A 26,516-nucleotide genomic window follows, 5' to 3' on the forward strand; every position below is an offset into this window, starting at 1 on the left:
TGTAGGTTCCAAAACATGATGAGTTGAAGGGAGAAAACGAAAGATGAATCAAAACGACGCCATCTATGACGCCCGCGTCCTCGGCACCCCCAAGATGCTGGTCCTGGGCGTTCAGCACATGTTCGCCATGTTCGGCGCCACCGTGCTGGTCCCCGCCCTCACCGGCCTGTCCGTCTCCGCCACCCTGCTGTTCGCCGGCCTGGGCACCCTGCTGTTCCACCTGCTGACCAAGATGAAGGTCCCCGCCTTCCTGGGCTCCTCCTTCGCCTTTATCGGCGGCTACGCCGCCATCGCCCCCATGCTGCCTGACGCCTCCGGCAACGCCACCATCCCCAACACCGAGATGCTGCCCTACGCCTGCTTCGGCGTGGCCTGCGCCGGCCTGATGTATGTGATCCTGGCCGCCCTGTTCAAGGTGTTCGGCACCAAGGCGGTCATGCGCTACTTCCCCCCCATCGTCACCGGCCCCATCATCATTTGTATCGGCCTGACCCTGTCCAAGACTGCCATCGACTCCTGCCGTACCAACTGGCCCATCGCCCTGGTGGCCATTCTGGTCGTGGTAGCCTGCAACATCTGGGGCAAGGGCATGGTCAAGATCATCCCCATCCTGCTGGGCGTGATCGCCTCCTATGTGGTGGGCGCCCTCACCGGAAACGTGGATTTCACCGCTGTGCAGGAGGCGGCCTGGATGGGCCTGCCCTTCCAGTTTGAGAACACCCTCTTCGGACTGTTTACCCGCCCCAATCTGGACACCGGCCTGCTGGTGACCTCCGCCGTGACCATCATGCCCCTGGCCCTGGCCACCATGGTGGAGCACATCGGCGACATGTGCGCCATCTCCTCCACCTGTGAGCGCAACTACCTGGAGGACCCCGGCTTCCACCGCACCCTGCTGGGCGACGGCCTGGCCACCACCCTGGCCTCCCTGTTCGGCGCTCCCGCCAATACCACTTACGGTGAGAACACCGGCGTGCTGGCCCTGAGCAAGGTCTACGACCCCAAGGTCATCCGCATCGCCGCCGGCCTGGCCATCCTGTTCTCCTTCAGCCCCAAGTTCGCGGCCCTGGTCTCTGCTATGCCCCAGGCCACCATGGGCGGCGTGTCCATGGTCCTCTACGGCATGATCTCCGCTGTGGGCGTGCGCAACGTGGTGGAGAACCAGGTGAATTTCTCCAACAGCCGCAACGTCATCATCGCCGCGCTGATCATGGTGCTGGCCATCGGCGTCAACTACTCCGGCGCTGTGACCTTCAGCCTGGGCGGCGCCTCCATCAGCATGTCCGGCCTGGCCGTGGCCGCCATCGCCGGCATCCTGCTCAACGCCATCCTGCCGGGCAAGGACTACGAGTTCGGCACCGACCAGAAGGGCGATACCTCCGTGAATTTCAAGGTCTGATCCCCCCGCTTCTTTCGGAGCTTCCAAGCCCGCCGCGCAGCGATCCGCGGCGGGCTTTTCCTGCCTGAAAGGCGCCTCTAAAAAAATTAAAAAAAAGATTAAATCACGGGGAAGGTCCTTGCGTGCGAGTGGAAAATAGGATAGAATAGGTCCATCAACGGGAAACCGTATTGCTTAAAAGGAGGTTCATGACACATGGGATTTTTTGATACTCTGAAGGACCGCGCCACCGATCTGGCCCAGGCCGGCGTGGCCCAGTCCAAGCGCCTGGCGGAGATCGCCAAGCTGAAGACCGCCAACATGGGCGAGGAGGACACTATCAAGAAGGCGTACATCGAACTGGGCAAGCTGTACTATGCCGAGAAGGGCACCGCGCCCGACGGCGCCTATGCCGCCGCCTGTGAGAAGATCACCGCCGCCAAGGCCGCCATCGAGGTCAACAACGAGCGCATTGCCGAGTTGAAGGAGAGCGAGGACGGAGAGGTCCAGACCAGCGACTTTGAAGTCGATCCGGTGCAGGAGGCCGAGCCCGCCGCCGATGAGCCTGCCGCCGAGGAGCCCAAGACGGAGGAGTAAGCGCCCCGTCTTTGATCCACTGACCATACCCTGCCGCAGTACGGTGCGGCGGGGTATTTTTTTGCATGTTTTGCTTCCGACCGGGGATACTGGGGGAGAAAAGGGGGGAGTTTATGGAGCAGTTTTACCGTCACCCCAGGGAGGTGGTGGGCAGCGACCCGGAGCTGCTGGCGTACTGGAACCAGATCCCGCCCAAGGCCCGGCTGCGGCTGCTGGACAGCACCATCACGGTGTCCACCTTGGGAGAACTGAAAAAACTGGCGGAGGAGCTGGGGACCGACACCACGGTCCCGCCCGGCTGAAATCCGGAGACGGCGGGTTGCGGGACCGGCAAAAACATGGTATAGTCATGCTGGAATTGGAACGGATCATTTCTGAGCGAGATGACCGCAATCTCAAAAAGGGAGCGTGACACCATGCTGTTTGTAGAGTACCCCAAATGCAGCACCTGCCAGCGGGCCAAAAAATTCCTGGACGCCCACGGCGCCGCCTATACTGACCGCCACATCAAGGAGGACCGGCCCTCGGCGGAGGAACTGCGTATCTGGCAGCAGGCCAGCGGCCTGCCCCTCAAGAAATTTTTCAACACCTCCGGACTGCTGTACAAATCCATGGGCCTGAAGGACAGGCTGCCCGGTATGAGTGAGGAGGAACAGCTGGAGCTGCTGGCCTCTGACGGGATGCTGGTGAAGCGCCCCATTCTGGTGGGGGACGGTTTTGTGCTGGTGGGCTTCCGGGAAGGGGAATGGGAAGCCAGACTCTGAGAATTCAGAAAACGATTTGGAAATATATCCCGCCCATGGGGCGGGACAGGCAGGGAAAAGAAGGTATCCCCCGAATCACGGCCCCGGGCACTCGCAGGGCTGGAAAGTCTGGAAGGGCTCTCCACGGTTGAGGAGGTCCAGGGACGGCCATAATGAAGAAGCGGGCGGCGATCGTGCCGCCCGTTTTTCATGATGATGGTGATGAAGGGGGTGGAACAGTGGAACAAGAGCCAAGACAAAAAAGCGGTCCCGGCTTCGTCCTGCTGGCGGCGGCAGTGTGTCTGGTACTGGGCGCCTGCCTGTTCAGGGGCTGGGTCCATCCTGCGGCAGTGCCGGCCTCCGGAGTGCTGGAACTGCCCGGGACCGCCCGGACGGCCGCAAAGGCGTCTTCGGTAGGGCGGACGGTGATCCCGGTGGGAAAAGCGGTGGGTATCAAGCTCTTTTCCGACGGGGTACTGGTGGTGGGCCTGTCCCCGGTGGAGACGGAGGAGGGAGCCCGCTATCCGGGGCGGGACTGCGGACTGAAGGCCGGTGATGTGATCACCCACATCGACGGAGACGAAGTGGATACCATTGAGGAGATCCAGAGCTTGGTGGCCAGCCGGGAGGGGCAGCCGCTGACCATCCAGGCCATGCGGGGACAGAAACAGGTCCAGCTGACGGCTGCGGCGGTGGAGAACAGCCAGGGGATCTATCAGCTGGGGATCTGGCTCCGGGACTCCATGGCGGGGATCGGCACTGTGACCTTCTATGACCCGGCCAGCGGCGTGTTTGCCGCCCTGGGCCACGGGATCAACGATGTGGATACCGCCATGCTCATGCCGCTGGAATCCGGCAGCATCATGGCGGCCACCGTATCCGACGTGAAAAAGGGGCAGAGCGGCCAGCCGGGGGAACTGCACGGCCAGTTTGACCTGACCCGGGACCTGGGGACCCTGTACGCCAACACCGGACTGGGGATCTTCGGGCGGATGACGGAGGACGCAGTGGAAACGGAGCGCGATCCCATGCCGGTGGCCAGCCGGGACCAGGTGAAGACGGGGGGGGCCACGATCCTGTCCAACATTCGGGGGGACCGGGTGGAAGAATTTTCCGTCCGGATCACCCATGTGTCGCCCAATGAGGCGGGGAACCGGAACCTGATGATTCAGGTCACCGACCCCAGGCTGCTGGAGCAGACCGGCGGGATCGTCCAGGGTATGTCTGGCAGCCCCATCCTGCAAAATGGCCGAATCGTGGGAGCGGTGACCCATGTTCTGGTCAATGATCCCAGCCGTGGATACGGTATCCTGATCGAAAACATGCTGGAGGCCGCGGTAGGCGGCTGACAGGGCGGGAGGCCTCCTTTGACCGTGAGTCAAAGGAGGCCGCGCCTTGCCGGGGACTGTGTCCCTTTATGGAAAAGGATGGCGAGGAAAGACGAAAACCCGAAGAAAAGGCGAAAAAATGCAAAATTTTCGACAAAAATATCAAAAAATCTGGCCAAAAAGTTGCTAAAACGCGTCAAAAATGTCTTGCGTATGCTGTCTGATTATGGTACATTATAGGCAGCTAGTTGAAACGCGCGGGCCCAGTGCGAAGCGAGATGTTCAGTATGTTTCAGGAGGAATCATTATGGAGATTGTAAAGCGTGTTTTGCTTGCGGATACCGGAGAGGATTTCCGAAGAAATCTTGCTGCGGGTTTTGCCAAAGAACCGGATATGCAGGTGATCGGTCAGACGGGCGACGGAGCCGAGCTGCTCCGCATGGCCCGGGAACTGGAGCCGGATGCTGTGGTCATGGAGCTGGTGCTTACCGGCATGGACGGTATGGAAGTGCTGGAGGGGCTGGCCAAGCTGGACCGCAGGCCCAAGATCATTATTCTGTCCAGCTATGTCCGGGGAAATGTGGCGGACATGGCGGCGGCCCGAGGGGCGGACTACTACCTGACCAAACCCTGTAATGCGGAGATGGTGTTGGAGCGGGTCCGTCAGCTTACATCGGCAAACGGCCTGGACCCTGAGGAAGAGAAAAGAGTAAATCTGGAGACCCAGGTGACCGCCATCATTCACGAGGTGGGGGTCCCCGCCCATATCAAGGGGTACCAGTACCTGCGGGAGGCCATTCTCATCGCGGTGCAGGACATGGACGTCATCAATGCCGTGACCAAAGTGCTCTATCCCGAGGTGGCCAAGCGGTTTGGAACCACCGCCAGCCGGGTGGAGCGGGCGATCCGCCACGCCATCGAGGTGGCCTGGGACCGGGGCGATCTGGAAACTCTGCAGAAGTACTTCGGGTACACGGTGTCCAATACCAAAGGCAAGCCCACCAACAGCGAGTTCATTGCCATGATCGCCGACCGGCTCCAACTCCAGCGGAAAAAGGTCGGTCTGTGAGGCCCATCCCGGCGGCGCGGGCTGGAACAAGGCGGCGGAAAGCGCCGGCATGGGCCTGTTCCGGGGAAGTGCTTGAGTTTTCCCGCGATCCGTGCTAGAATGCCGGAGAAAGGTGGGAGATCCATGACAATTCAGTATACACCCAGAGGAGTCTGCTCCAGACGGTTCACCATTGACGTGGAGGACGGAGTGATCCGGAAAATCGAAGTGGTGGGCGGATGCAGCGGCAACCTGCAGGGCATTTCCTCCCTGCTGAAAGGGATGAAGGTGGAGGAGGCGATCAGCCGCATGGAAGGGATCCGCTGCGGAATGAAGCCGACCTCCTGCCCAGACCAGATTGCCCAGGCGCTGAAGGCCTGCCTGTGAAGGTAGAAATGGGAATAACAGGAAAAGCGGACGGAATAGGCCACTGAGTCTGCTCCGTCTGCTTTTTTTGCCTGAGGAAAGAGCAGGCGGAGAACCGTTCCATTTCAGACATGGAAGGCAGAAAAAGGAGGGTGGTCCAAAAATGGAGGATGGACAGGCAAAAATTGCAGCGGATAGGCGTGTCAAGGCAAAAAATGACGAAAATCCTGCAAAAGAGTCCGGGAAAAGTGGAGAATATATTCATATTTTTCAAAAGAGACGAAAGAAAATATGCAAAACAGGAAAGCGACTTTGAAAAATATATTGCTTTTTTATCCCAGGTACAGTATAATAACTGTGGTTCCGCAAGAGAAATCATTGTGACGAAGCAAATCGAATCATGAATTGGAGGAATTGAAACATGAAGAAGAAACTTGCTCTCGCCCTGGCTGCCGCTATGATGCTGAGCCTGGCTCTGACCGGCTGCGGCGGCAACGACAAGCCCGCCAGCACTGGCTCCGCCGACAAGCCCGCCGTCAGCGCTTCTGCCAGCGCTGCCACCAGCGAGCCCGCCGGCCTTGGCCCCAAGGATGGCGGCAGCAACCTGACCTTCACCACCGGCGGTGAGACCGGTACTTACTACGGCTTCGGCAACGTCATCGCCAACAAGGTGGGCGACCTGACCAGCACCTCTGTCAAGGCTATCACCTCCGGCGGCTCCGCTGCCAACATCCAGGCCCTGGAGGACGGCGACGCCCAGCTGGGCTTCGTGCAGTCCGACGTTATGGTCTACGCCTACAACGGCGAGCGCACCTTTGCTGAGACCGGCGCTTCCACCGGCTTCTCCACTGTGGCCAACCTGTACATGGAGCAGGTCCAGATCGTGACCGTCGACCCCAGCATCAAGACCGTTGCTGACCTGGCCGGCAAGAAGGTCTCCGTCGGCGCCGCCGGCTCCGGCGTGTACTTCAACGCCGTTGACGTTCTGGGCATCTATGGCCTGGACATCGAGAAGGACATCGTCCCCACCTACCAGTCCTTCGGCGATTCCGCCGAGGCTCTGAAGGACGGCCAGATCGACGCCGCCTTCATCGTGGCCGGCGCTCCCACCACCGCTGTCACCGACCTGGCCTCTGGCCGTGAGATCTCTCTGGTCAGCCTGGACGAGGAGCACATCGCCAAGCTGATCGAGGCCTCCCCCTACTACAGCAAGGCCACCATCGCCAAGGACACCTATGGCACCGCTGAGGATGCCACCACCGTGGCCGTGGGCGCTGTTGTCATCGCCCGCGACGACGTGTCCGACGTGGACGTGTACAACTTCCTGTACGGCGTGTTCGAGGACATCCCCAACCTGTCTCACGGCAAGGCCGCTGAGCTGGACCTGGACTTCGCCGCTTCTGTCACCTCCATCGGCTATCACCCCGGCGCTGTCGCCTACTTCGCTGACAAGGGCATCGAGGTCCCCGCGAAGTAATTTGACACTGGCTTAAATACGGACCAATCATGGAACGGCTGCGGCGGGCCCAGCCCGCCGCAGCCGCCCTGTTACCGTCCAAATCACAGAACAGATGCGTCCGCGCCGGGCGGGACGCGGAGGCATGTGTCCTGTGGTAATAAGTGCCAACGCTAGGAGAAAGGAGACAATTTATGGAATCAAAAGACAATGAAAAGCTGTTAGAGCCTCAGGTGGAAGATTCCTCTGTGGGTACTGCGGCTGATGTGGACGAGGTCATGAAAAAATATGACCGTGAGTCCAACACACGCATCTGGGAGGGTACGCCCAAACTGATCGTGCGCGCCATGGGTATTGCGTTCTCCTGTTACTGTATCTTCTCCACCCTGAAAGGCTGGCCCACCCTTCCGGAGCAGAAGCTAAATATTTTCCTGGGCCTGATCCTGATCATGGGCTACCTGCATTACCCCATCAAAAAAGGTTCTAGCCGGGTCAATTACCTGCCCTGGTATGACCTGATCATCATGATCGCCGGAGCCTTCCCCTTCTTCTACTTCGCGTGGAACGCCAATACGGTCATTCAGTTGGCCACCCGTGTGACCCGCGACCCCAAGATGGTGGTCTTTGCCATCGTCGGCGTGCTGGCCCTGATGGAGCTGTGCCGCCGCTGCGTGGGCATCCCCATCCTGTGCGTGCTGGGCGCCCTGCTCGTCTATACCTTCGCCAACGTCCGGTTCGGCAAGGTGATCTATGACCTGTTCTACACCACCAGCGGCGTGATGGGCACCCCCATCAACGTCTGCCAGAAGTACATCGTCGTCTTCATTATCTTCGGCGCGTTCCTGGAGCGCACCGGCATCTCCAACTTCTTCATCAACCTGGCGAACTGCGTGGCCGGCTCCTCCGCCGGCGGTCCCGCCAAGGTGGCCGTCATCTCCTCCGCCCTGTGCGGCATGGTGTCCGGCTCCTCCGTGGGCAACACCGTGACCACCGGCTCCGTCACCATCCCCATGATGAAGAAGACCGGCTACAAGGGCGAGTTTGCCGGCGCCGTGGAGGCCGCGGCTTCCACCGGCGGCCAGATCATGCCCCCCATCATGGGCGCCGCCGCCTTCCTGATGGCCGAGTACATGGGCATCCCCTACGCCCAGGTGGCCCTGAAGGCCATCCTGCCCGCCGTGCTGTACTTCACCGGCATTTACATCGCCGTCCATCTGGAGGCCAAGAAGCTGGGCCTGAAGGGCATCCCCAGGGAGGAGCTGCCCAAGTTCAGCAAGCTGCTGCCCAAGATCTACCTGCTGCTGCCCCTGGTGGTCCTGGTGGTCCTGGTTTCCACCCAGGCCCGCACCATGCAGATGTCCGCCGCCATCGCCATCGTAGTCACCGTGATCGTGGGCGTGATCAACAATTTTGTCAATAAGGCGGCCGGGATCGATGAGCCCACCGAGCAGTTCACCGTGACCAAGTTCTTTGACGCTCTGGAAGCGGGCGGCAAGAGCGCCGTCACTGTGGCCGTGGCCTGCGCCATGGCCGGTCTGGTCGCCGGCTGTATCACCACCACCGGCCTGGCCTCCACCCTGATCACCACCATCGTCAAGGTCTCCGGCGGCAAGGCCATCATCGCCCTGTTCCTGACCATGGTCTGCTGCATCATCCTGGGCATGGGCGTGCCCACCACCGCCAACTTCTGTATCATGGCTTCCACCTGCGCCCCCATCCTGATGGATGCCCGCATCGGTATCGTGCCTGTGGCCGCCTACTTCTTCGTCTTCTACTTCGGCATCGTGGCCGACATTACCCCGCCCGTGGCCTTGGCCGCCTATGCCGGCTCCGCCATCGCAAAGGCGCCTCCCATGAAGACCGCCCTCAACGCCACCCGGCTGGCCATCGCCGCCTTCGTGGTGCCCTATATCTTCGCCTTCAGTCCCGTCATGCTCTTTGAGTTTGCCGAGGGTACCTCCACTGTGTTCATGGTGGTCCAGGTCATCCAGATCTGCATCACTTCCCTGTTGGGCCTGTTCGGCATTGCCGCCGCTCTGAACGGCTTCCTGTTCCGGCCCATCAATCCCCTGTTCCGCATCGTGATGATCGCGGGCGGCCTGTGCATGATGATCCCCGGCACCCTGACCGATGTGATCGGCCTGGTGGTCGTGGGCGGCGTGTACTTCCTGCAGCGCGCGGGGGCCAAGAAGGCCGCCAACGCCTGACCCCGTTAGAGAGCGAAATGTACCAAAGCGATCCAGAAATAGCGTAAGGAGGCGTCCGGCCAGGCCGGACGCCTCCTTTTTGATGGGACGATGGGGAAGGGAAACAAAACATTGCGCGCCCTTCCGGGCACAGCGGGAGGACGGGACAAACAAAAGCTCTGGCTTGCGGCGGCAAGCCAGAGCTTTTATGACCGGATGCGTGATTCATCTCCTGCGGGTGCCCCGGTAATTACCCCGGGTCCGGGAACCCACGCCGGAATGGTAACGCCGGCGCTTGCGAAATACGGTCAGCCGCAGCGTGATCAAAACAATGACGGCAAGCACCAGGATCAGCGCCAGCTTAACCCAGGACTGTTGGAAAAAGGCGATAAACTGGGCCTTTTTGTACAGCAGATCGGAGCGCTCCACCGAGGTGACCGCCACCAGATCCAGGGTGCCGTAGACCTCGTCCTCGTAGGACAGCTTCATGGTGCCCAGTACCTGTCCCTCCTGGACAGGGGCCTCTACTTCATGGGAAAACAGTGTGATTTCAGTCTGGATCTGCTCCAAATCCAGGTCCTTGGGGAGCGTCCGGGTGATGGAGCCCTGGGGCTTTACCATCACCTCGTCTGCCTGCCGGGAGAGGGTGACGGCCACTTTGGCCACCGGCTCGCTGCCCTTGGTGATGGTCACCCGCTCGAAATTGGCGAAGCCCCATTTCAGCAGCTTGGTGCTCTCGGTGAACTGGCCCTGACGGAGCTTTTCATAGCCGGGATCTTCAATGGGTCCGGAGCCCAGCACCACGGAGACCAGCAGGGTGTCGCCGTCCTCCGCCGCCGCCACCAGACAGCGGCCCGCCTCGTCGGTGGTACCCGTTTTGCCGCCGATGCACTTGTCGTAGACATATCCGGCGTAGTGCAGGTTGGAGATCAGGCCGTTGGTGTTGTAGTAGAGGCGCTCGCCGGAGAGGTTGGTGGCGGGGACAGTGTGGCTGGCGGTCCCAATAATGGTGCGGAACAGGTCGTATTCCAGCGCCGCGGTCATAAACAGGGAGATGTCGTAGGCGGTGGTATAGTGGTCGTCGTTGTGGAGGCCGTGGGGATTGGCGAAATGGGTGCCCTGACAGCCCAGCTCCCCGGCCTTCCGGTTCATGTGGGCCACGAATTCCTCAATGCTGCCGTCCACCGCTTCGGCCAGCGTCTTGGCCGCGTCGTTGGCGGAGGGGAGGAGAAGGCAGTAGAGCAGTTCCAGAACCGTCAATTGTTCCCCTGTCTTCAGGTTGGCGGTGGACTCGTCGGCGAAGGACTTCCGGGCGGCCAGCTCGCTGACGGTGACCACGGTGTCCTCCGTCAGCTGTCCCGACTCCAGGGCTTCCATGACCAAAAGCGCGGTCATCACCTTGGTGATGCTGGCGGGATAGGCCTTGTCGTAGGCGTTCATGTCGTAGAGGACCTCGCCGTAGTTGGCGTCCACCAGCACCGCGTTGCGGCACTGGAGCGTTGGCTCCTCCAGGGCGAAGGCGGAGGGGGACAGCAGGGAAAGGACCAGGGGAACGAGCAGCAGAAAGGAGAGAACACGATATTTTTTCATAGGAAAATCTCCGTATGTATGGTATACTGTTACTATACGCGGCACAGCGCCGCGGAAAGGTGTGTAAGACACATTATATCAAAGGGCGGTGTGGTCCGCAAGAGCTGGGGGGAGAAAGATGGCTGGAATATCCCGGTATGAAAAGGCAGTACTGGGGCTGACGGCGGCTTTCCTGCTGTTTACCGGCGGCTGGTTCCTGGCCCGGCAGAACACCGCCGCGCCCTATGAGGTGACCACCACCCAGACGGTCCGGCCCCAGACGGAGGCCGCCCCCTCGGCCGCTGGGGAGGAGAGCCGCCCCGACAGCCTGATGGAGGGGGAGGTCATCGACCTGAATACCGCCGATGTGTATGAGCTCCAGCGGCTGCCCGGGATCGGAGAGAAGCGGGCCCAGGCCATTGTGGCGTACCGGGAGGAGCACGGCCCCTTCCAGTCGGTGGAGGACCTGACCCGGGTGTCCGGGATCGGGGAAGGCGTCTTGGCTGGCTTGAGGGAGTATGCTTCGGTTGGATAGGAAAAAAAGAACTGCGCCGCTCCGTCCGGCTGATTGGATCACAGCCGGGAGGGGAGTTCTGGCCCTTTTGCTGCTGTTTCCCAAGCCGCTGTCGGCGGAATTTTATGGAATCTATACCCTGGCCGGGCTGTCGGATGCGGCGGACGGCACCGTGGCCCGGCGGACCGGGACCCAGAGCGAGGCGGGCGCACGGCTGGACAGCGGGGCGGATCTGATGCTTTTGTGTGCCGCCGCCTTCCGGCTGCTGCCCGGATTGTGGAGGGCGGTCCCGGCCTGGATGTGGGCCGGCGGCCTTCTGGCGGCCCTACTCCGTTGCGGAGCCTATTGGGTAGGCTGGCGGCGGCACAGGACCTTCGCGCCGCCCCATACGCTGTGCAACAAATTGACAGGGCTGGCATTGTTTGCTGTCCCGTACGGTCTGGCAATGCTCCCGCCGGGAAAAGCGCTGGCGGTCCCCTGCGGACTGGCGGTCCTTTCGGCGGCAGAGGAGCTTTGGATCACCTGGAAAAGAAAGAAGCCCGACCCCGAACTCCGGGGAGCTTGGGAGCTGTATTTCCCCAACGGGACTGAGATTGAGGAGTAGAATACGATGGCAAAGATTTTAGTGGTAGATGACGAGCAGGTGCTGGTCAAGGGCATCAAATTCAACCTGGAGCACGAGGGCTACCAGGTGGAGGTGGGCTACGACGGGGAACAGGCGGTGGAACTGGCCCGGGAGGGCCGCTTCGACCTGATCATTTTGGACCTGATGATGCCCAAGATCGACGGCCTCCAGGCATGTATGCGGATCCGGGAGTTCTCCAACGTGCCGGTCATCATGCTGACGGCCAAGGGGGAGGACGCGGACAAGATCATGGGCTTCGAGTGCGGAGCGGACGACTACATCACCAAGCCCTTCAACATTCTGGAACTGAAGGCCCGGGTCAGGGCCTTGCTGCGCCGGTCGGGCGCCGCGGTGCAGAAGCAGTCCGGCGGCGTTCTGACGGCGGGCCATATCCGCCTGGACTCCGGGGAGCGGGCGGCCTGGAAGGACGGGGAGCGGGTGGAGCTCACCGCCAAGGAGTTTGACCTGATGGAGCTGCTGATGCGCAATCCGGGGCGGGTGTACAGCCGGGAGAACCTGCTGAACGTGGTATGGGGCTATGAGTATATCGGGGACTACCGGACGGTGGATGTCCATGTCCGCCGCCTGCGGGAGAAACTGGAGCTGGACCCCGCCAACCCGGAGTATATCCGTACCAAGTGGGGCGTGGGCTACTATCTGGCCAGTCAGGCGGAGCATAAAAACGGCTGATCCGCTGCAACAGGAGAGAAGGTGCGGAAATGAACGGGACTGGAGAAGAAAAACGGAAAAAGGTGCCCTTTTTTTCTACCCTCCAGATGAAATACGCCATGAGCTACCTGGTGATCTTCGCCGTGGTCCTGGTGCTGCTGAACACCTACCCTGTGCTGGCCTCCCAGGAGCTGCTGTTCACCTCCAAGCGGGACTCCCTGAAAAGTCAGGCGGCGGTGATGGCCTCGGCCCTCATGGAATTGGAGTCCCTGTCCGCCGACCAGGTGGTCCGGGTGATGAATATGCTGGACAACATGGGCTTGACCCGCATTCTGGTCACCGATCCCGCCGGGCTGGTCCTCTATGACAGTACCCGGGACAGTGAGGACGGGGAGGACCCGGGCGGAGAGGAAACGGAACCGGAGTACCGCTATGCCCTGTACCAGGAGGTGGTATCCGCCCTGCGGGGGAACGACGTGTTCTATTCCCGCTACTCTGACAAGGTCTTCACCTCCACGGCGGCCTGCCCCATTATTTACCGTGGCATGGTCATCGGGGCCATCTACATCCTGGAGGTGGACAGCGCCCAGGGCGCCCTGCTGCTCAGCCTCCAGCAGAACCTGCGCAATATTTCCCTGGTGATCGCGGTGGTCACTCTGCTGATGAGCGCCCTGTTCTCCAAAATGCTGACCACCCGAATGGCGGCCCTGCTGCGTGCCATCCGGATCGTGGGGGAAGGGGAGTACGGCCACCGGCTCCAGCCCGCCGGACGGGACGAACTGGCCCAGCTGGCGGAGGAATTCAACCAGCTCACGGACCGCCTCCAGGTGACGGAGGAGGTGCGGCGGCGTTTCGTCTCCGACGCCAGCCATGAGTTGAAGACCCCTTTGGCTTCCATTCAGCTGCTGTCCGACTCCATTCTCCAGAACGAGCAGATGGACCAGGAGACCGTGCGGGATTTTGTGTCTGACATCGGGGAGGAGGCCAAGCGCCTCACCCGGATCACCGAGCACCTGCTGGCACTGACCCGTCTGGACAGCCTGCCGGCGGAGAAGACGGAGCCGGTGGATGTGTCCGCCGTGGCGGAGCGGGCGGTCAATATGCTGACCCCGGTGGCCGATACCGCGGGGGTCACCATCCGGGCCGAGACCAAACCGGGGTGTCTGATCCGCTGCACCAACGACGATTTGTACCAGATCTGCTTCAATCTGATCGAAAACGCCATCAAATACAACTTTGCCGGGGGCTACGTCTATGTGTCCACCCATAAGGATGGGGACCAGATCCTCATTGAGGTGGCGGATACCGGGATCGGCATCCCGGAGGAGGAACTGACCAAGGTGTTTAACCGGTTCTACCGGGTGGACAAGGCCCGCTCCCGGGCGGCGGGGGGGACCGGCCTGGGGCTGTCCATTGTCCGGGACACCGTCCGGCGACACGGCGGCTGGGTCACTGCCCGCCGCCGCAATCCGGAGGGCAGCGTGTTCACCGTGGGATTTCCCCGGTATGTCCCGGACCCGGAGGAGGAATTACCATGAAAATGAGATGGATCATCCTTCTCCTGGCCCTGTGTGCGCTGGCGGCCGGGATCGCCGGGTGCAGGGGAGAGAAACCGGAGGAACAGGCGGGCTATGTGCTCTATTTTGCGGCCGGAAGCGGGGAAAACCATGGCCCGGCCCTGGGAACGGAGGCCTATACCGGGCCCCTCTCCGTCGCCGGGGGAGTGGAACCCATGCCTTCGGAACTGGTCCAGGCCCTACTGGCGGGGCCGGCCTCGGAGGACCTGCGCTCTCCCTTCCCCAAGGGGATCACGCTGCACCGCTGTGAGTTTGACCCGGACCAGCCGGGGCATTTGAAGGTGCACTTATCCGAACAGTACGGAGAGCTGACGGATATATCCCTGACCCTGGCGGATTACGCCATTGTCCTGACATTGAACCAATTGGAGAATGTGGAGTCGGTGGAGATCATCTCCGGCGGCTATGCGGCCAACTACCGCAGCCACCAGATCCTGACGGCGGCGGAGGCCCTGCTGACGGACGAATTGGCGGATTGAGTCCCCAAGTGGTTTGCTCTTGACTTCTCCTGCCAAAGACGGTATCTTAGTCATGTTAGTGTGTCAGAACGCGGGCGTGCCCGCCGGAAACCAGAGAAAGAAGGAAGCCCAATGAGCGATTATAAGATGAATACCAAGTGCGTCCAGAGCGGCTACACTCCCGGAAACGGAGAGCCCCGCCAGATCCCCATTATCCAGTCCACCACCTTTAAGTATGCCACCAGTGAGGATATGGGCAAGCTCTTCGACCTGGAGGCCGACGGCTATTTCTATACCCGCCTTCAGAACCCCACCAATGACTATGTGGCGGCCAAGATCTGCGACCTGGAGGGCGGCACCGCCGCTATGCTCACCTCCTCCGGCCAGGCGGCCAACTTCTATGCCATCTTCAACATCGCCAACTGCGGCGACCATGTGGTGGCTTCCTCCACCATCTACGGCGGCACCTACAACCTGTTCCATGTGACCATGCGGAAGATGGGCATTGAATTCACCTTCGTGGAGCCCGACTGCTCCGACGAGGAGCTGGAGGCGGCCTTCCGTCCCAATACCAAGGCCGTGTTCGGTGAGACCATCGCCAATCCCGCCCTCACCGTCTTTGACATCGAGCGCTTCGCCAAGGCGGCTCACGCCCACGGTGTGCCCCTGATCATCGATAACACCTTCGCCACCCCTGTCAACTGCCGGCCCTTCGAGTGGGGCTGTGACATCGTCACCCACTCCACCACCAAGTACATGGACGGCCATGGCGCCGGGGTGGGCGGCTGTATCGTGGACAGCGGCAAGTTTGACTGGATGGCCCACGCCGAGAAGTTCCCCGGCCTGTGCACCCCCGATGACAGCTACCACGGCATCACCTACGCCGAGCGGTTCGGCCAGGCGGGCGCCTTTATCACCAAAGCCACCGCTCAGCTCATGCGGGACTTCGGTTCCATCCAGTCCCCCCAGAACGCCTTCCTGCTGAACCTGGGCCTGGAGAGCCTCCATGTCCGCATGGCCCGTCACTGTGAGAACGGCCTGGCCGTGGCCAAGTTCCTGAAAAACCATCCCAAGGTCAGCTTTGTCACCTATCCCGGCCTGGAGGGAGACAAGTATTACGACCTGGCCCAGAAGTACATGCCCAACGGCACCTGCGGCGTGGTGTCCTTTGGCGTCAAGGGCGGACGAAAGGCCGCTGAGACCTTCATGAAGCACCTGAAGCTGGCGGCTATCGAGACCCACGTGGCCGACGCCCGCACCTGCTGCCTCCATCCCGCCTCCGCCACCCACCGCCAGATGAACGACGCGGAGCTGGTGGCTGCCGGCATCACTCCCGACCTGGTGCGCATGTCCTGCGGCATTGAGGACGCGGAGGACCTGATCGCCGACATCGCTCAGGCGCTGGAGCAGGTGTAAGTGTCATCAACTATCATACATGGGGCGGGCGGCACTGGGTGCCGCCCGCCGGCCAAGGAGGAACACCATGAAAAATTCGGGAATCGTTCTGATGTATAACTGCTCCGGACCGGAGTTTTCCAAGCTGCGCCAGATCTTTGCCATGCTGCGTCTGCGGATGCGGGTGGTGGGACCGGACCGCTACCAGGTGCCTCTGGGCGAGTTGGCCGCGGGGAAGGGAGAGCCTGCCGCGGAAGCGGGGGAGGCCATTCCTGAGACCATGCTGGTCTTCTGCGGCCTGGGAGACGCGCTGCTGCACCAAGTGCTGGAGGTCATCCGGGTGGCTAAGCTGCCTCCCATCGACCTGAAGGCGGTCATGACGGAAACGAACCGGGAGTGGAATACCCACCAGCTCTGCGAGGAGCTGCGTAAGGAGCGGGAGGCCATTGCGGCCCAGCAAAAAGCGGGAGAATAACGGGCCAATTGGGGTAAATCACAAAAATCCCGTTGACAAATCCTGCCCGGGACAGTATAATAATCTAGCGGTTTGAAAAAACCGCACTTTGCGGCTGTGCTGGAATTGGTAGACTGGCAAGCTTGAGGTGCTTGTGTCCGGATGGGCGTACGGGTTCGACTCCCGTCAGCCGCACCAGGTCGCTGCGAACGTTTTTCGTTCGCAGCGGCTTTTTTATTGTCGTAGCATGCCGTCCGGCTGCCCCTGGGTCATTTGCGGCGGAGCGTGAAATTGCTTTTCCGGTGAAAAAACTGGCAAAAATAAAATTACATTGACACAAGAATGAAATCTCCGTACAATGGTCCCTAGAGAAGAAAGAGGAGGTTCCATTGAAATGGATGTTAAGGAGAGGAACGTAACAAGCAATCCCATCGCGCTGCTGCCCATCGGCGTCTTTCTGGTGCTGTATCTGGGCCTGGGTATCGTCTTTGAGTACATCATGGGGATCGAAATGGGCTTTTACAGCATTCCCATCGTGGTGGTGTTCCTGGCGGCCCTGCTGGTGGCCTGCCTGCAAAACCGGAGTCTGAGCTTTGACGACAAGCTGGCTGTCATGGCCCGGGGGGTAGGCGACAAGAACATCATGACCATGATCCTAATCTTCCTGGTGGCCGGCGTCTTTGTGGGCGTCACCGGGCGGGACAGCGCCGAGGCGGTGGCCTACTTCCTGCTGTCCATCACCCCCGCGTGGGCTTCCGTGGCGGTGCTGTTTGTGGCGGCCTGCTTTGTGTCCACCGCCATGGGCACCTCCTGCGGCACCATTACCTTGATCGTACCCATCGCCGTAGCTGTGTCCAAGGTCTCCGGTTTCTCCCTGCCCCTGTGCATCGGCTCCGTCATGGGCGGCGCCATGTTCGGCGACAACCTGTCCTTCATTTCCGACACCACCATCGCCGCCTGCAACACACAGGGCTGCGCCATGCGGGACAAGTTCCGGGCCAACTTCAAAATCGCCATGCCCGCCGCCATCGCCACTCTGGCCCTGATCCTGGCCTTTTCCTTCAGCGCCGGTGTGGACCACATCCAGAGCCCGGAGTACAATATGCTGCTGCTGATCCCCTATGTGCTGGTGCTGGCGGGGGGGATCGCGGGCCTGAATGTGTTCCTGGTGCTGCTGGTGGGCATTTTCTCCGGCGTTCTGATCACCCTGGGCACCGGTACCGTGGACAGCATGAGCCTGCTGGGCGCCATGGGCTCCGGCGCCTCCAGCATGTTTGAGACCATCATGGTCACCGTCCTGGTGTCCGCCATGTGCGGCCTGATCCGGGAGTACGGCGGTTTCGCGGCACTGCTGTCCTTCATCCGCCGGGTGTTCAAGGGCAGGGTGGGCGGCCGCCTGGGCGTGGGCCTGCTGGTGGGCGCCATGGACATCGCCACCGCCAACAATACCGTGGCCATCGTCATGGCGGGCCCCATCGCCAAGGAGATCAGCGAGGAGTACGGCATCACCCCCAAGGAGTCCGCATCCCTGCTGGATACCTTCTCCTGCATTTTCCAAGGGATCATCCCCTACGGCGCCCAGATGCTGCTGGCCATCTCCGCGGCCGCCGCTTTGGACTGTACCGTGTCTGCTTTTGAGATCCTGCCCTGCCTGTTTTACCCCTATATGCTGGCCGTGGCCTCCATGGTGTATATCCTGTTTGGAGCTGGCAAGCAGAAGAAAGTATAAATTCTGGAACATGGAACGAGGGACTGCCGCGTGACCCGCGGCGGTCCCTTTTGCTTTGAAAAAATTTTGAAAAATTTCAGGGAAGAGGAAGGAATTCGCGGGCGGATTTCGTATATTAAGATTATAACTGGAATTATGACCTGAACCGGTTGTACTCCGAAGGAAGGAGGCGTCTGCCATGACGCTGAGAGAACAGTTCCAGCAGCGGGAGGAGGCCATGCTGTCTCCTTACGCCTGCCGCTCGGCCCAGACCCGGGGACGCCAGCGGCCGGAGGAGGAGTGCGCGGTCCGGACGCCCTTTCAGCGGGATACGGACCGGATCGTCTACTCCAAGGCGTTTCGGCGCCTGAAACACAAGACCCAGGTGTTTCTTCAGCCCGAGGGGGACCACTACCGCACCCGGATGACCCACACCCTGGAGGTCAGCCGCATCGCCCGGACCATCGCCCGGGCCCTGTCGCTGAACGAGGACCTGACGGAGGCCATCGCCCTGGGCCATGACCTGGGCCACACCCCCTTTGGCCACGCCGGAGAGCGGGCGCTGAACGACCTGATGCCCGGAGGCTTTGCCCACTACCAGCAGTCGGTGCGGGTGGTGGAGCGGCTGGAGAAAAACGGCGAGGGGCTGAACCTGACCTGGGAGGTGCGCAACGGTATCCGGTGCCACACCAAGGGAGAGAACGCCGCCACGCTGGAGGGACAGATCGTCCGGCTGGCCGACCATATCGCCTATATCAACCACGACATTGAGGACGCCCTGCGAGGCGGGATCATCTTTCCCATGGACATCCCTCTGGAGGTCGCCAATGTGCTGGGCTTTACCCACAAGGCCCGGATCGACGCCCTGGTCCGGGACGCCATCGAAGCCAGCCAGGGACAGCCAGAGATCCGGCAGTCCCCCGGTGTGCGGGAGGCCATGTTGGCCTTGAAGGACTTTATGTTCGACAGCGTGTATACCAATCCCTTGGCCAAGGGGGAGGAAGGCAAGGCCCAGGACATGCTGCGGATGCTCTTTGAATACTATCAGAAGGACCCCGACCAGCTGCCTGATGACTTTCAGGCCATCCGTGCCGAGGAGGGCGTGGACCGGGCGGTGTGCGATTACATCGCCGGCATGACCGACCCCTTTGCTGTGGAGCGGTTCAAGGAACTGTTTATCCCCATGGGCTGGACGGTGAAATAGGGCCGGCGATGGGGCCCCATCGCAGATGGGGCGGCGCGGTAAGCGCCGTAAATTCGAAGGGCCGCAGGCCCGGAGAATTTCCGCAGGGGCGGATTCACTCCGCCCCGAGGATTTGAAAATCAAAAGGGCTCCCGCGGGGCTGTGCCCCGTGGGAAAGGGCATGACCGACCCCTTTGCTGTGGAGCGGTTCCAGGAGCTGTTTATCCCCATGGGTTGGACGGTGAAATAGGTTTTCGGCACGAAACGGATAGAATTTCCGCCGGGTGGCTAAAACTAGAGGCGTAAGGCTTTGACAGAAAGGAGGGGGCTTTTTGGCGTTCCCAGAGCGTTTTTTGGACGAATTGCTGGCCCGGACCGACATTGTGGACCTGGTATCCGAGTCGGTCCATTTGACGAAAAAGGGGAACAGCTATTGGGGCTGCTGTCCCTTTCACAGTGAGAAGACCCCTTCTTTCCATGTGGTCCCGGACCGTCAGATCTACAAGTGCTTTGGCTGCGGCAAGGGAGGCGGCGCCATCAACTTTGTCATGGAGCTGGAAAACCTGCCCTTCCGGGACGCGGTGGCGGTGTTGGCCAAGCGGGCGGGCATGGCGGTCCCCGACGCGGGGGGAGGTTCCTCGCCGGGAATGCGGGAGCGCCGGGACAGGCTGTTGGAGATCAACAAACAGGCCGCCCGGGCCTTCCACAAGTGGCTGTATACGCCTCAAGGGGCGGAGGGACTGGCCTACCTGCAAAAACGGGGGCTGTCCAAGGCCACGTTGACCAACTTCGGCCTGGGGTTTGCGCCCAACAGCTGGGACGCCCTCATCCGGGAGCTGGGACAGCAGGGCTACGACAAGCGGGACCTGCTGGACGCGGGTCTGGCCGTCAGCAACAAGGACGGCCGCATCTACGACCGCTTCCGCAACCGGGTCATGTTTCCCATCATCGACATCCGCGGCAGCGTCATCGGCTTCGGCGGCCGGGTGATGGACGATTCCACCCCCAAATATTTGAATTCCCCGGATACTCCGGTGTACAACAAGAGCCGGAACGTGTTTGCCCTGAACATCGCCAAAAAGTCCAAGGCGGGCCGGGTCATCCTCACCGAGGGATATATGGACACCATCGCCCTCCACCAGGCAGGCTTTGACAGCGCGGTGGCCTCCCTGGGTACCTCACTGACGGAGGAGCACGCCCAACTGCTGTCCCGGTACTTCAAGGAAGCGGTCATCTCCTACGATGGGGACAAGGCGGGGATCGCCGCCGCCCAGCGGGCCATTCCCCTGTTGGAGAAGGCGGGGCTGAAGGTGAAGGTCCTCCGGGTGACGGGGGCAAAGGACCCGGACGAGTTTATCAAGGCCTATGGCCGGGACGCCTTTGCCCGGCTGCTGGATAAGAGCGAGAACCAGGTGGACTACCGTCTGGCCCAGATCCAGGGGAAATACGACCTGGAGGACGATAACCAGCGGGTGGCCTTCCTCCAGGAGGCGGCCCAGATGATCTCCACCCTCCACAGCGCGGTGGAGCGGGAGATCTACGGCGGACATGCCGCCCAGACGGCGGGGGTCACCCCGGAGACCATGGCCCAGGAAGTGAACCGAGCCCTGAAAAGCCGCCTGCGCAAGGCGCGGAAGCAGCAGGAACGCCGGGACCTGGCCCCGGCCAGCCAGCTCCAGCCCAAAAACCGGGGGCTGCGCTATGAAAATATCCGCTCCGCCCGGGCGGAGGAGGGGGTCCTCCGGCTGATCCTGCTGGACCCGTCGCTGCTGGACCGGATGGAAGGCCTGACAGGGGCGGAGTTTTCCTCCCCGCTGTTGGGAAAGACCTTCGATCTGCTCCGCCAGCGGGCGGAGGAGGGCCTGTCGCCCCATCTGGCGGCGCTGGCCGAGGACCTGACCGGGGAGGAGATGGACCACCTGGCCCAGGTGGCCGCCCAGCCGGAATCCACCGCCCATTCCGACCGATCCATCCGCGACTACATATCGGTCATCCGGGGAGAGGGGCTCCTGCGGGGCGGAAGCCCGGAGGATGACCTGCTGCGGGCGGCACAAAAGAAATATTTAGAAAAGAAAGCATATATGGAGGAGAAACCATGAGCACCAAGAAGACCGTACACACCATCACGGCGGAGCAGAAAGAGAAAATGGACAAGCAGGTGGACATCCAGAACCGCATGGAAGCCGGTAAAATCGAGATCATGAAGGTGGTCGGCAATATTCCCGGCGCGGAGAAGCTGGCCGACCTGATCGAGCGGGGCAAGAAGAAGGGCAAGCTGTCCTCCTCCGAGCTGCTGGACGTGTTGGAGGATATGGATCTGGGCACCGAGCAGATGGACAAGATCTATGATACCCTGGAAAACCTGGGGATCGATACCGTGGGGGACTACATCCCTGAGCTGCCCGATGACGCGGAGCCCCCGCTGGAGGCCATGGAAGAGATCTCCGAAGAGGAGATCGTAGACCCCAACACCATGGTGGATTCCTTCGGCACCGATGACCCGGTGCGGATGTATTTAAAGGAGATCGGCAAGGTGAACCTGCTCAGTTCTGACGAGGAGATCGAGCTGGCCCAGGCCATGGCGGCGGGGAACGACGCCAAGACCCAGCTGGAGGAGCTGGAGGCCGCGGGGGAGGAGATCCCCGAGGAGCTGCGCACCGAGCTGAACAAGCTCATCAAAAAGGGTGAGCGTGCCAAGCAGCGGCTGGCTGAGGCCAACCTCCGTCTGGTGGTGTCCATCGCCAAGCGCTATGTGGGCCGGGGCATGCAGTTCCTGGACCTGATCCAGGAGGGTAACCTGGGCCTGATCAAGGCGGTGGAGAAGTTTGACTACACCAAGGGCTATAAGTTCTCCACTTACGCCACCTGGTGGATCCGCCAGGCCATCACCCGGGCCATCGCCGACCAGGCCCGGACCATCCGTATTCCCGTCCACATGGTGGAGACCATCAACAAGGTGATTCGCGTCTCCCGCCAGTTGCTCCAGGAGCTGGGCCACGATCCCACCCCCGAGGAGATCGCCGCCGAGATGAACATGCCTGTGGAGCGGGTGCGGGAGATCCTGAAGATCGCCCAGGAGCCCGTCTCCCTGGAGACCCCCATCGGCGAGGAGGAGGACAGCCATCTGGGCGACTTCATCCCCGACGAGGACGCCTCTGAGCCCGCCGAGGCCGCTTCCTTCACGCTGCTGAAGGAGCAGCTGGTGGAGGTGCTGTCCACTCTTACTCCCCGGGAGGAGAAGGTACTCAAGCTGCGCTTCGGCATTGAGGACGGCCGCACCCGTACCCTGGAGGAAGTGGGCAAGGAGTTCAACGTCACCCGGGAGCGGATCCGCCAGATCGAGGCCAAGGCCCTCAGAAAACTGCGCCACCCCAGCCGCAGCAAGAAGCTGAAGGACTTTTTAAACTAAGCGTATCTGCAAGAAAAGCAAAAAATAAGACCGGGCCGGATGCACCAAAGTGTGTCCGGCCCGGTCCTTTTGTAAATATTTCTTATTCCAGCTGTCACGGCCGCTTTTCCTTGACCTTCGGGGGAAATTGGCGGTCAAACTCCTCCACGCGGCCGGGGTCCGGGAAATAGCAGGGGGGATCGGAATAGACGCCCCGGATGGTCCCGGCGGCGCTGCCGTCCAGGAATTTTACCATAAAGAAGGAAAATTCCTCCCCCGGGTCCATGCCCTCGTAGAAGATGCCGTACTTGGACGCGGGTTCAAAGCCGAAGCGGCTGTAATAATCGGGGCTGCCCGTGATGACAACGGCGGGATACCCCAGTTCTCTTGCCCTGTTCAGGGTGAATTGGATCAACTGCCCGCCATAGCCTTTGCCCTGGCACTCCGGCAGTACGCTGACCGGCCCGAACAGCAGCATATCCCGGGGCCCGCTCTCTGTGTTCAGCGTGCCTTTGGCATAGACGATGTGGGCAACGATCCGGCCGTCCTCCTCCATGATATAGTCCAGCTCCGGCACAAAAGCGGGGTCGTTCCGCAGCGTATGGAGCACAAAATGCTCCGTACATCCCGGACGGTATACGTTCCAAAAAGCCTCCCGGGTCAAATTTTCCGTCTCACGGCGGTCGGCGGGGATCTCTAAACGGATCATGTTGTAAACTCCTTTCCACATATAAACGGTACGGCTGCAGTACGGTACGCCTCCGCGGTTTCTTCAGCAGATATTATTATAGTTACCGATCAGTCACCTGCCAAGCGCAAATAAAATCGGCTGCTCCGGTTTGACAAAATGCCGCATCTGTGTTATATGTCCAGAGTAGAGAGGAGCGAGACCCATGGCAAAGAAAGGAGATGAGCGGCAGCCCCTGGAGCAGGAGGAGGCCGTGATGGTATATATCGCCCCCGGAGTGATGCAGAGCCTGGCCGGAGTGGCGGCGCGGAAGCAGGAGAGCCTGCAGGAGCTGATGTCTGCCGCTGAAGATGGGGACCTGGAGGCGGAGTATCGTCTGGCCCTGGACTACTGTAACGGCGAGGAGGGGGCGCCTAAGGACGAGAAAAAGGCGTTCTTCTGGTTCCGCCGGGCCGCGGAGGGGGGCAATATCGCCGCCCAGTACGACCTGGCCCTGTGTTACATACAGGGGATCGGCACACCGGCGGACCCGGTCCGGGCGGCAGAGCTTCTGGCTGCCGCCGCGGAAGCGGGCTATCTCCCAGCCATCTGCGAATTGGGCCTGTGCTATGAGCTGGGCACCGGAGTGGCGAGGGATCCCCAGCGGGCGGCGGAGCTGTACCGGGAGGCTGCGGACCAGGAGTATGCGCCCGCCCAGTGCAACCTGGGTTTTTTCTATTACCAGGGCATCGGCGTGGAGGAAGACGCCGCCCAGGCGGTCAGCTGGTTTGAGAAGTCGGCCCAGCAGGGGTATCCCCGGGCCCTGTGTCTGCTTGGGGAGTGTTATGACCGGGGAGCTGGGGTGGAGCGGGACCTGAAAAAAGCCGCGGAGCTCTACCGGGGCGCCCATGAGCAGGGTTACGCCCCGGGAACCTGTTCCCTGGGCCTGTGCTATGAATTGGGACGGGGCGTGGAGGCCGATCTGGAGAAAGCGGTGAAGCTGTACCGCCAAGCGGCGGACCAGGGGGAGGCTCAGGCCCAGTGCAACCTGGGCTACTGCTACTACCAGGGCATCGGCGTGGCGGAGAACGATTCCAAAGCTGCGCAATGGTTTGCCAAGGCGGCGGACCAGGGCCACGCCCGGGCCCAGATGCTGCTGGGGGAGTGTTTTGAGTTCGGCTACGGCGTGGAAAAAGACCTGGCCAAGGCGGCGGAGCTGTACCGCCTGTCCAACGAGCAGGGCTATGTCCCCGCTGCCTGTTCCCTGGGCGTGTGCTATGAGTTTGGCGGCGGCGTGGAGCGGGACCTGAAGAAGGCGGCGGAATTGTACCGCAGGGCGGCAGAATGCGGCCATCCCCGGGCCCAGTGCAACTTCGGTTATTGCTGTTACCGGGGCATCGGCGTGGAGCGGGATGAGAAGGAGGCGGTCCGGTGGTTCCGCCGGGCGGCCGGTCAGGACTATGGCCGGGCGCTGGACCTGCTGGGGGAGTGCTATGACCGGGGGACCGGTGTGGAGCAGGACCTGGAGCAGGCGGCCAAACTCTACCGGAGGGCCCATGAGCAGGGTTACGCCCCGGGAACCTGTTCCCTGGGCCTGTGCTATGAATTGGGACGGGGCGTCCCTGAGGATAAGAAGGAGGCCGCCCTCCTCTACCGTCAGGCGGCTGACAAGGGGGACCGGAACGCCCAGTGCAATTTGGGCTTCCTCTATTATCACGGCATCGGTGTGGAGCAGGACCACCGGCAGGCGGTCCAGTGGTTTACCAAGGCCGCCGACCAGGGCCACGCCCGGGGGCGCTATTGGCTGGGCGTCTGCCTGGAAAAAGGCCAGGGCCTAAAAAGGGACCTGAAGAAGGCGGAGGAACTGTACCGCCAGGCCGCCGGACAAGGCAGCCGGGAGGCCAAAGAGGCCCTGGAGCGGCTGGAACGCAGGCGGAAGCAAAAGAATCCCTTCAAAAGACTGTTTGGGTTTGGAATGTAGAAACACCCCGCGGAACCGGATCAAGCAGGTTCCGCGGGGTGTTTTGGGCTTATTTGTGTTCCAGGGTCTCAATAGCGGCTTTGGCGGCCATCTGCTCCGCCTCTTTCTTGCTGCGTCCCGTACCGGAGCCGATGCAGGCCCCGTTCAGGTCCACCGCCACAAAGAAGCGCTTGTTGTGGTCGGGACCCTCCTCGCCAGTGAGGCGGTAGCGGAGGACCTGTCCGCTCTCCCGCTGGACCAGCTCCTGGAGGGCGGTCTTGTAGTCGTGGGGCTTGGTCAGACCGGCTACCTCCCGGCTGAGAATATACTTCTGGATGATCTTGCGGGCGGAGCCAATGCCCCCGTCCAGATAGACCGCGGCTAGGACTGCCTCCACGGCGTCGGCCCGGATGGAGGGCCGCTGGCGGCCGCCGCCGGCCTCCTCGCCTTTGCCCAGGCGCAGGTACTCCCCCAGACCCAGCTCCTGGGCCACCTCCACCAGACTCTCCTCACAGACCAGGGCCGCCCGGGCGCGGGTCAGTTCCCCCTCGGGCAGATCGGGGTGGTTGCGGTAGAGGTGGTCGGCCACCACCATGCCCAGGATGGAGTCCCCCAGAAATTCCAGCCGTTCATTGCTCTGCAGCTTGCCGCGGCTCTCGTTGGCGCAGGAACTGTGGGTCAGGGCGTTTTCCAGCAGCTTTGGATTTTGAAAAGTGTACCCCAGCTTTTCCTCTAAGGTCTTCATAGTTTCTCCTCAGACAAGGCAAAACTCCGCCTCAGGCGGAGTTTTGCGTGTTTTTTGAATCAATCGATCTTGTTCTGCAAAAAACGAACCAGATCACCCACGGTGCCGATGGAGGCGGCCTCCTCCTCACCTAACTCGTCGATCCCGAACTCCTCCTCCAGGGCCATGGAGAGGTCCACAATATCCACGGAATCGGCGTTCAGGTCATCAGCAAAAGAGGTGTCCAGAGTGATGGTATCCGCGTCCACATTGAACTGCTCGGCGATGAGCGCTTTCAGCTTCTCAAAGATCATATTCGCTGCTCCTTCGTTTGTGCCCCAGGCACTTTTTCTTCCCTTACTATATGCAGATTCGCTCTGACTGTCAATAGCATTTTTCCATTTTGCGCACTTTGACCAGGAAAAATCCCTGCGGCTCAAAACACGGCGTTTTCCGGGCGGGAGGACCGGGCCATCTGGGCAGGCCTTGGAAAATACAGTTAGACAAACGGAGCATATAGTGG

General features: G+C 61.3%; 26 protein-coding genes and 1 tRNA gene. 23 read left to right on the forward strand and 4 right to left on the reverse strand.

The genetic code is table 11. The features are described 5' to 3' along the window. Positions 1-43: 43 nt before the first annotated feature. From I6E42_RS08730 to I6E42_RS08775, 10 genes are all read left to right on the forward strand, one after another. Complete coding sequence (locus tag I6E42_RS08730; protein ID WP_235371535.1) at positions 44-1,399, forward strand: uracil-xanthine permease family protein; 1,356 nt, start codon at positions 44-46, stop codon at positions 1,397-1,399. A 195-nt stretch (positions 1,400-1,594) separates the two neighbouring features. Continuing rightward, positions 1,595-1,975, forward strand: a complete 381-nt coding sequence (locus tag I6E42_RS08735; protein ID WP_235371536.1) for a serine proteinase — start codon at positions 1,595-1,597, stop codon at positions 1,973-1,975. 113 nt (positions 1,976-2,088) lie between these two features. Beyond that, the gene (locus I6E42_RS08740; RefSeq protein ID WP_235371537.1) at positions 2,089-2,277 is read left to right on the forward strand and encodes a hypothetical protein; all 189 of its coding nucleotides are present in this window, start codon (positions 2,089-2,091) and stop codon (positions 2,275-2,277) included. A gap of 114 nt (positions 2,278-2,391) precedes the next feature. Beyond that, positions 2,392-2,739, forward strand: coding sequence for an arsenate reductase family protein (locus tag I6E42_RS08745; RefSeq protein ID WP_235371538.1), 348 nt, complete (start codon positions 2,392-2,394; stop codon positions 2,737-2,739). Positions 2,740-2,957: 218 nt separating this feature from the next. After that, on the forward strand, positions 2,958-4,067 hold the full coding sequence (spoIVB, locus tag I6E42_RS08750) for a SpoIVB peptidase (RefSeq protein WP_235371539.1): 1,110 nt from the start codon (positions 2,958-2,960) through the stop codon (positions 4,065-4,067). Between the two features lie 286 nt (positions 4,068-4,353). Continuing rightward, positions 4,354-5,115 carry a sporulation transcription factor Spo0A gene (gene spo0A, locus I6E42_RS08755; protein WP_235371540.1) on the forward strand — a complete coding sequence of 254 codons (762 nt, stop codon included), beginning with the start codon at positions 4,354-4,356 and terminating at the stop codon, positions 5,113-5,115. A gap of 123 nt (positions 5,116-5,238) precedes the next feature. Further along, positions 5,239-5,481: a TIGR03905 family TSCPD domain-containing protein gene (locus tag I6E42_RS08760; RefSeq protein ID WP_235371541.1), complete on the forward strand. Its 243-nt coding sequence runs from the start codon at positions 5,239-5,241 to the stop codon at positions 5,479-5,481. A gap of 142 nt (positions 5,482-5,623) precedes the next feature. Then, complete coding sequence (locus I6E42_RS08765; RefSeq protein WP_235371542.1) at positions 5,624-5,776, forward strand: hypothetical protein; 153 nt, start codon at positions 5,624-5,626, stop codon at positions 5,774-5,776. A 105-nt stretch (positions 5,777-5,881) separates the two neighbouring features. Continuing rightward, positions 5,882-6,937 carry a TAXI family TRAP transporter solute-binding subunit gene (locus I6E42_RS08770; RefSeq protein WP_235371543.1) on the forward strand — a complete coding sequence of 352 codons (1,056 nt, stop codon included), beginning with the start codon at positions 5,882-5,884 and terminating at the stop codon, positions 6,935-6,937. A 173-nt stretch (positions 6,938-7,110) separates the two neighbouring features. Next, complete coding sequence (locus I6E42_RS08775) at positions 7,111-9,123, forward strand: TRAP transporter permease (protein ID WP_235371544.1); 2,013 nt, start codon at positions 7,111-7,113, stop codon at positions 9,121-9,123. Between the two features lie 204 nt (positions 9,124-9,327). Here I6E42_RS08775 and I6E42_RS08780 read toward each other — a convergent pair whose 3' ends face one another. Continuing rightward, a complete protein-coding gene (locus I6E42_RS08780; RefSeq protein WP_235371545.1) occupies positions 9,328-10,692 on the reverse strand; it encodes a D-alanyl-D-alanine carboxypeptidase family protein in 1,365 nt (454 codons plus the stop codon). Positions 10,693-10,810: 118 nt separating this feature from the next. Between I6E42_RS08780 and I6E42_RS08785 the strand changes: the two genes are divergently transcribed. From I6E42_RS08785 to rpoD, 12 genes are all read left to right on the forward strand, one after another. Then, the gene (locus tag I6E42_RS08785) at positions 10,811-11,206 is read left to right on the forward strand and encodes a ComEA family DNA-binding protein (protein ID WP_235371546.1); all 396 of its coding nucleotides are present in this window, start codon (positions 10,811-10,813) and stop codon (positions 11,204-11,206) included. 67 nt (positions 11,207-11,273) lie between these two features. Further along, positions 11,274-11,789, forward strand: coding sequence for a CDP-alcohol phosphatidyltransferase family protein (locus I6E42_RS08790; RefSeq protein ID WP_235371547.1), 516 nt, complete (start codon positions 11,274-11,276; stop codon positions 11,787-11,789). A gap of 6 nt (positions 11,790-11,795) precedes the next feature. Next, positions 11,796-12,500, forward strand: a complete 705-nt coding sequence (locus tag I6E42_RS08795; protein WP_235371548.1) for a response regulator transcription factor — start codon at positions 11,796-11,798, stop codon at positions 12,498-12,500. A 29-nt stretch (positions 12,501-12,529) separates the two neighbouring features. After that, positions 12,530-14,017, forward strand: coding sequence for a sensor histidine kinase (locus I6E42_RS08800; protein WP_235371549.1), 1,488 nt, complete (start codon positions 12,530-12,532; stop codon positions 14,015-14,017). Further along, the gene (locus I6E42_RS08805) at positions 14,014-14,535 is read left to right on the forward strand and encodes a GerMN domain-containing protein (protein WP_235371550.1); all 522 of its coding nucleotides are present in this window, start codon (positions 14,014-14,016) and stop codon (positions 14,533-14,535) included. The genes I6E42_RS08800 and I6E42_RS08805 overlap by 4 nt, the downstream gene beginning before the upstream one ends. A 111-nt stretch (positions 14,536-14,646) precedes the next feature. Further along, positions 14,647-15,930, forward strand: a complete 1,284-nt coding sequence (locus I6E42_RS08810; RefSeq protein WP_235371551.1) for an O-acetylhomoserine aminocarboxypropyltransferase/cysteine synthase family protein — start codon at positions 14,647-14,649, stop codon at positions 15,928-15,930. A 67-nt stretch (positions 15,931-15,997) separates the two neighbouring features. Further along, entirely contained in the window at positions 15,998-16,384 is a 387-nt protein-coding gene (locus I6E42_RS08815; RefSeq protein ID WP_235371552.1) for a DUF3783 domain-containing protein, read from the forward strand. Between the two features lie 90 nt (positions 16,385-16,474). After that, positions 16,475-16,561: transfer RNA gene (locus I6E42_RS08820), tRNA-Leu, on the forward strand. 196 nt (positions 16,562-16,757) lie between these two features. Further along, entirely contained in the window at positions 16,758-18,092 is a 1,335-nt protein-coding gene (locus tag I6E42_RS08825) for a Na+/H+ antiporter NhaC family protein (RefSeq protein ID WP_235371553.1), read from the forward strand. Between the two features lie 178 nt (positions 18,093-18,270). Then, complete coding sequence (locus I6E42_RS08830; RefSeq protein WP_235371554.1) at positions 18,271-19,275, forward strand: deoxyguanosinetriphosphate triphosphohydrolase; 1,005 nt, start codon at positions 18,271-18,273, stop codon at positions 19,273-19,275. 311 nt (positions 19,276-19,586) lie between these two features. Then, the gene (gene dnaG / locus I6E42_RS08835; RefSeq protein WP_235371555.1) at positions 19,587-21,353 is read left to right on the forward strand and encodes a DNA primase; all 1,767 of its coding nucleotides are present in this window, start codon (positions 19,587-19,589) and stop codon (positions 21,351-21,353) included. Between the two features lie 101 nt (positions 21,354-21,454). Further along, positions 21,455-22,663 (forward strand): RNA polymerase sigma factor RpoD, encoded by a 1,209-nt coding sequence (rpoD, locus tag I6E42_RS08840; RefSeq protein ID WP_235371576.1) that lies wholly within the window; start codon positions 21,455-21,457, stop codon positions 22,661-22,663. Between the two features lie 94 nt (positions 22,664-22,757). Here the strand turns inward: rpoD and I6E42_RS08845 are convergent, their stop codons facing one another. Further along, the gene (locus I6E42_RS08845) at positions 22,758-23,351 is read right to left on the reverse strand and encodes a GNAT family N-acetyltransferase (protein ID WP_235371556.1); all 594 of its coding nucleotides are present in this window, start codon (positions 23,349-23,351) and stop codon (positions 22,758-22,760) included. Between the two features lie 184 nt (positions 23,352-23,535). Between I6E42_RS08845 and I6E42_RS08850 the strand changes: the two genes are divergently transcribed. Continuing rightward, positions 23,536-25,290 (forward strand): SEL1-like repeat protein, encoded by a 1,755-nt coding sequence (locus I6E42_RS08850; protein ID WP_235371557.1) that lies wholly within the window; start codon positions 23,536-23,538, stop codon positions 25,288-25,290. A gap of 49 nt (positions 25,291-25,339) precedes the next feature. Here the strand turns inward: I6E42_RS08850 and rnc are convergent, their stop codons facing one another. Together rnc and acpP are read right to left on the reverse strand one after the other, a co-directional pair. Continuing rightward, entirely contained in the window at positions 25,340-26,014 is a 675-nt protein-coding gene (gene rnc, locus I6E42_RS08855) for a ribonuclease III (protein WP_235371558.1), read from the reverse strand. Between the two features lie 59 nt (positions 26,015-26,073). Continuing rightward, positions 26,074-26,307, reverse strand: coding sequence for an acyl carrier protein (gene acpP / locus I6E42_RS08860; RefSeq protein ID WP_235371559.1), 234 nt, complete (start codon positions 26,305-26,307; stop codon positions 26,074-26,076). Positions 26,308-26,516: the final 209 nt, after the last annotated feature.

The sequence above is a fragment of the Pseudoflavonifractor phocaeensis genome (assembly GCF_021531815.1).
GTDB classification, from domain to species: domain Bacteria; phylum Bacillota; class Clostridia; order Oscillospirales; family Oscillospiraceae; genus Lawsonibacter; species Lawsonibacter phocaeensis_A.

Excerpts from the sequence above, each read along its gene's own strand:
- I6E42_RS08805 (WP_235371550.1), top strand. The coding sequence starts at position 14,014 with ATGAAAATGAGATGGATCATCCTTCTCCTGGCCCTGTGTGCGCTGGCG.
- acpP (WP_235371559.1), bottom strand. The coding sequence starts at position 26,307 with ATGATCTTTGAGAAGCTGAAAGCGCTCATCGCCGAGCAGTTCAATGTG.
- I6E42_RS08815 (WP_235371552.1), top strand. The coding sequence starts at position 15,998 with ATGAAAAATTCGGGAATCGTTCTGATGTATAACTGCTCCGGACCGGAG.
- rnc (WP_235371558.1), bottom strand. The coding sequence starts at position 26,014 with ATGAAGACCTTAGAGGAAAAGCTGGGGTACACTTTTCAAAATCCAAAG.
- I6E42_RS08740 (WP_235371537.1), top strand. The coding sequence starts at position 2,089 with ATGGAGCAGTTTTACCGTCACCCCAGGGAGGTGGTGGGCAGCGACCCG.
- I6E42_RS08830 (WP_235371554.1), top strand. The coding sequence starts at position 18,271 with ATGACGCTGAGAGAACAGTTCCAGCAGCGGGAGGAGGCCATGCTGTCT.
- I6E42_RS08850 (WP_235371557.1), top strand. The coding sequence starts at position 23,536 with ATGGCAAAGAAAGGAGATGAGCGGCAGCCCCTGGAGCAGGAGGAGGCC.
- I6E42_RS08730 (WP_235371535.1), top strand. The coding sequence starts at position 44 with ATGAATCAAAACGACGCCATCTATGACGCCCGCGTCCTCGGCACCCCC.
- I6E42_RS08810 (WP_235371551.1), top strand. The coding sequence starts at position 14,647 with ATGAGCGATTATAAGATGAATACCAAGTGCGTCCAGAGCGGCTACACT.
- I6E42_RS08770 (WP_235371543.1), top strand. The coding sequence starts at position 5,882 with ATGAAGAAGAAACTTGCTCTCGCCCTGGCTGCCGCTATGATGCTGAGC.
- I6E42_RS08845 (WP_235371556.1), bottom strand. The coding sequence starts at position 23,351 with ATGATCCGTTTAGAGATCCCCGCCGACCGCCGTGAGACGGAAAATTTG.
- I6E42_RS08765 (WP_235371542.1), top strand. The coding sequence starts at position 5,624 with ATGGAGGATGGACAGGCAAAAATTGCAGCGGATAGGCGTGTCAAGGCA.
- I6E42_RS08785 (WP_235371546.1), top strand. The coding sequence starts at position 10,811 with ATGGCTGGAATATCCCGGTATGAAAAGGCAGTACTGGGGCTGACGGCG.
- I6E42_RS08745 (WP_235371538.1), top strand. The coding sequence starts at position 2,392 with ATGCTGTTTGTAGAGTACCCCAAATGCAGCACCTGCCAGCGGGCCAAA.
- I6E42_RS08780 (WP_235371545.1), bottom strand. The coding sequence starts at position 10,692 with ATGAAAAAATATCGTGTTCTCTCCTTTCTGCTGCTCGTTCCCCTGGTC.
- I6E42_RS08775 (WP_235371544.1), top strand. The coding sequence starts at position 7,111 with ATGGAATCAAAAGACAATGAAAAGCTGTTAGAGCCTCAGGTGGAAGAT.
- rpoD (WP_235371576.1), top strand. The coding sequence starts at position 21,455 with ATGAAGGTGGTCGGCAATATTCCCGGCGCGGAGAAGCTGGCCGACCTG.
- I6E42_RS08760 (WP_235371541.1), top strand. The coding sequence starts at position 5,239 with ATGACAATTCAGTATACACCCAGAGGAGTCTGCTCCAGACGGTTCACC.
- I6E42_RS08795 (WP_235371548.1), top strand. The coding sequence starts at position 11,796 with ATGGCAAAGATTTTAGTGGTAGATGACGAGCAGGTGCTGGTCAAGGGC.
- I6E42_RS08735 (WP_235371536.1), top strand. The coding sequence starts at position 1,595 with ATGGGATTTTTTGATACTCTGAAGGACCGCGCCACCGATCTGGCCCAG.
- I6E42_RS08800 (WP_235371549.1), top strand. The coding sequence starts at position 12,530 with ATGAACGGGACTGGAGAAGAAAAACGGAAAAAGGTGCCCTTTTTTTCT.
- spo0A (WP_235371540.1), top strand. The coding sequence starts at position 4,354 with ATGGAGATTGTAAAGCGTGTTTTGCTTGCGGATACCGGAGAGGATTTC.
- I6E42_RS08825 (WP_235371553.1), top strand. The coding sequence starts at position 16,758 with ATGGATGTTAAGGAGAGGAACGTAACAAGCAATCCCATCGCGCTGCTG.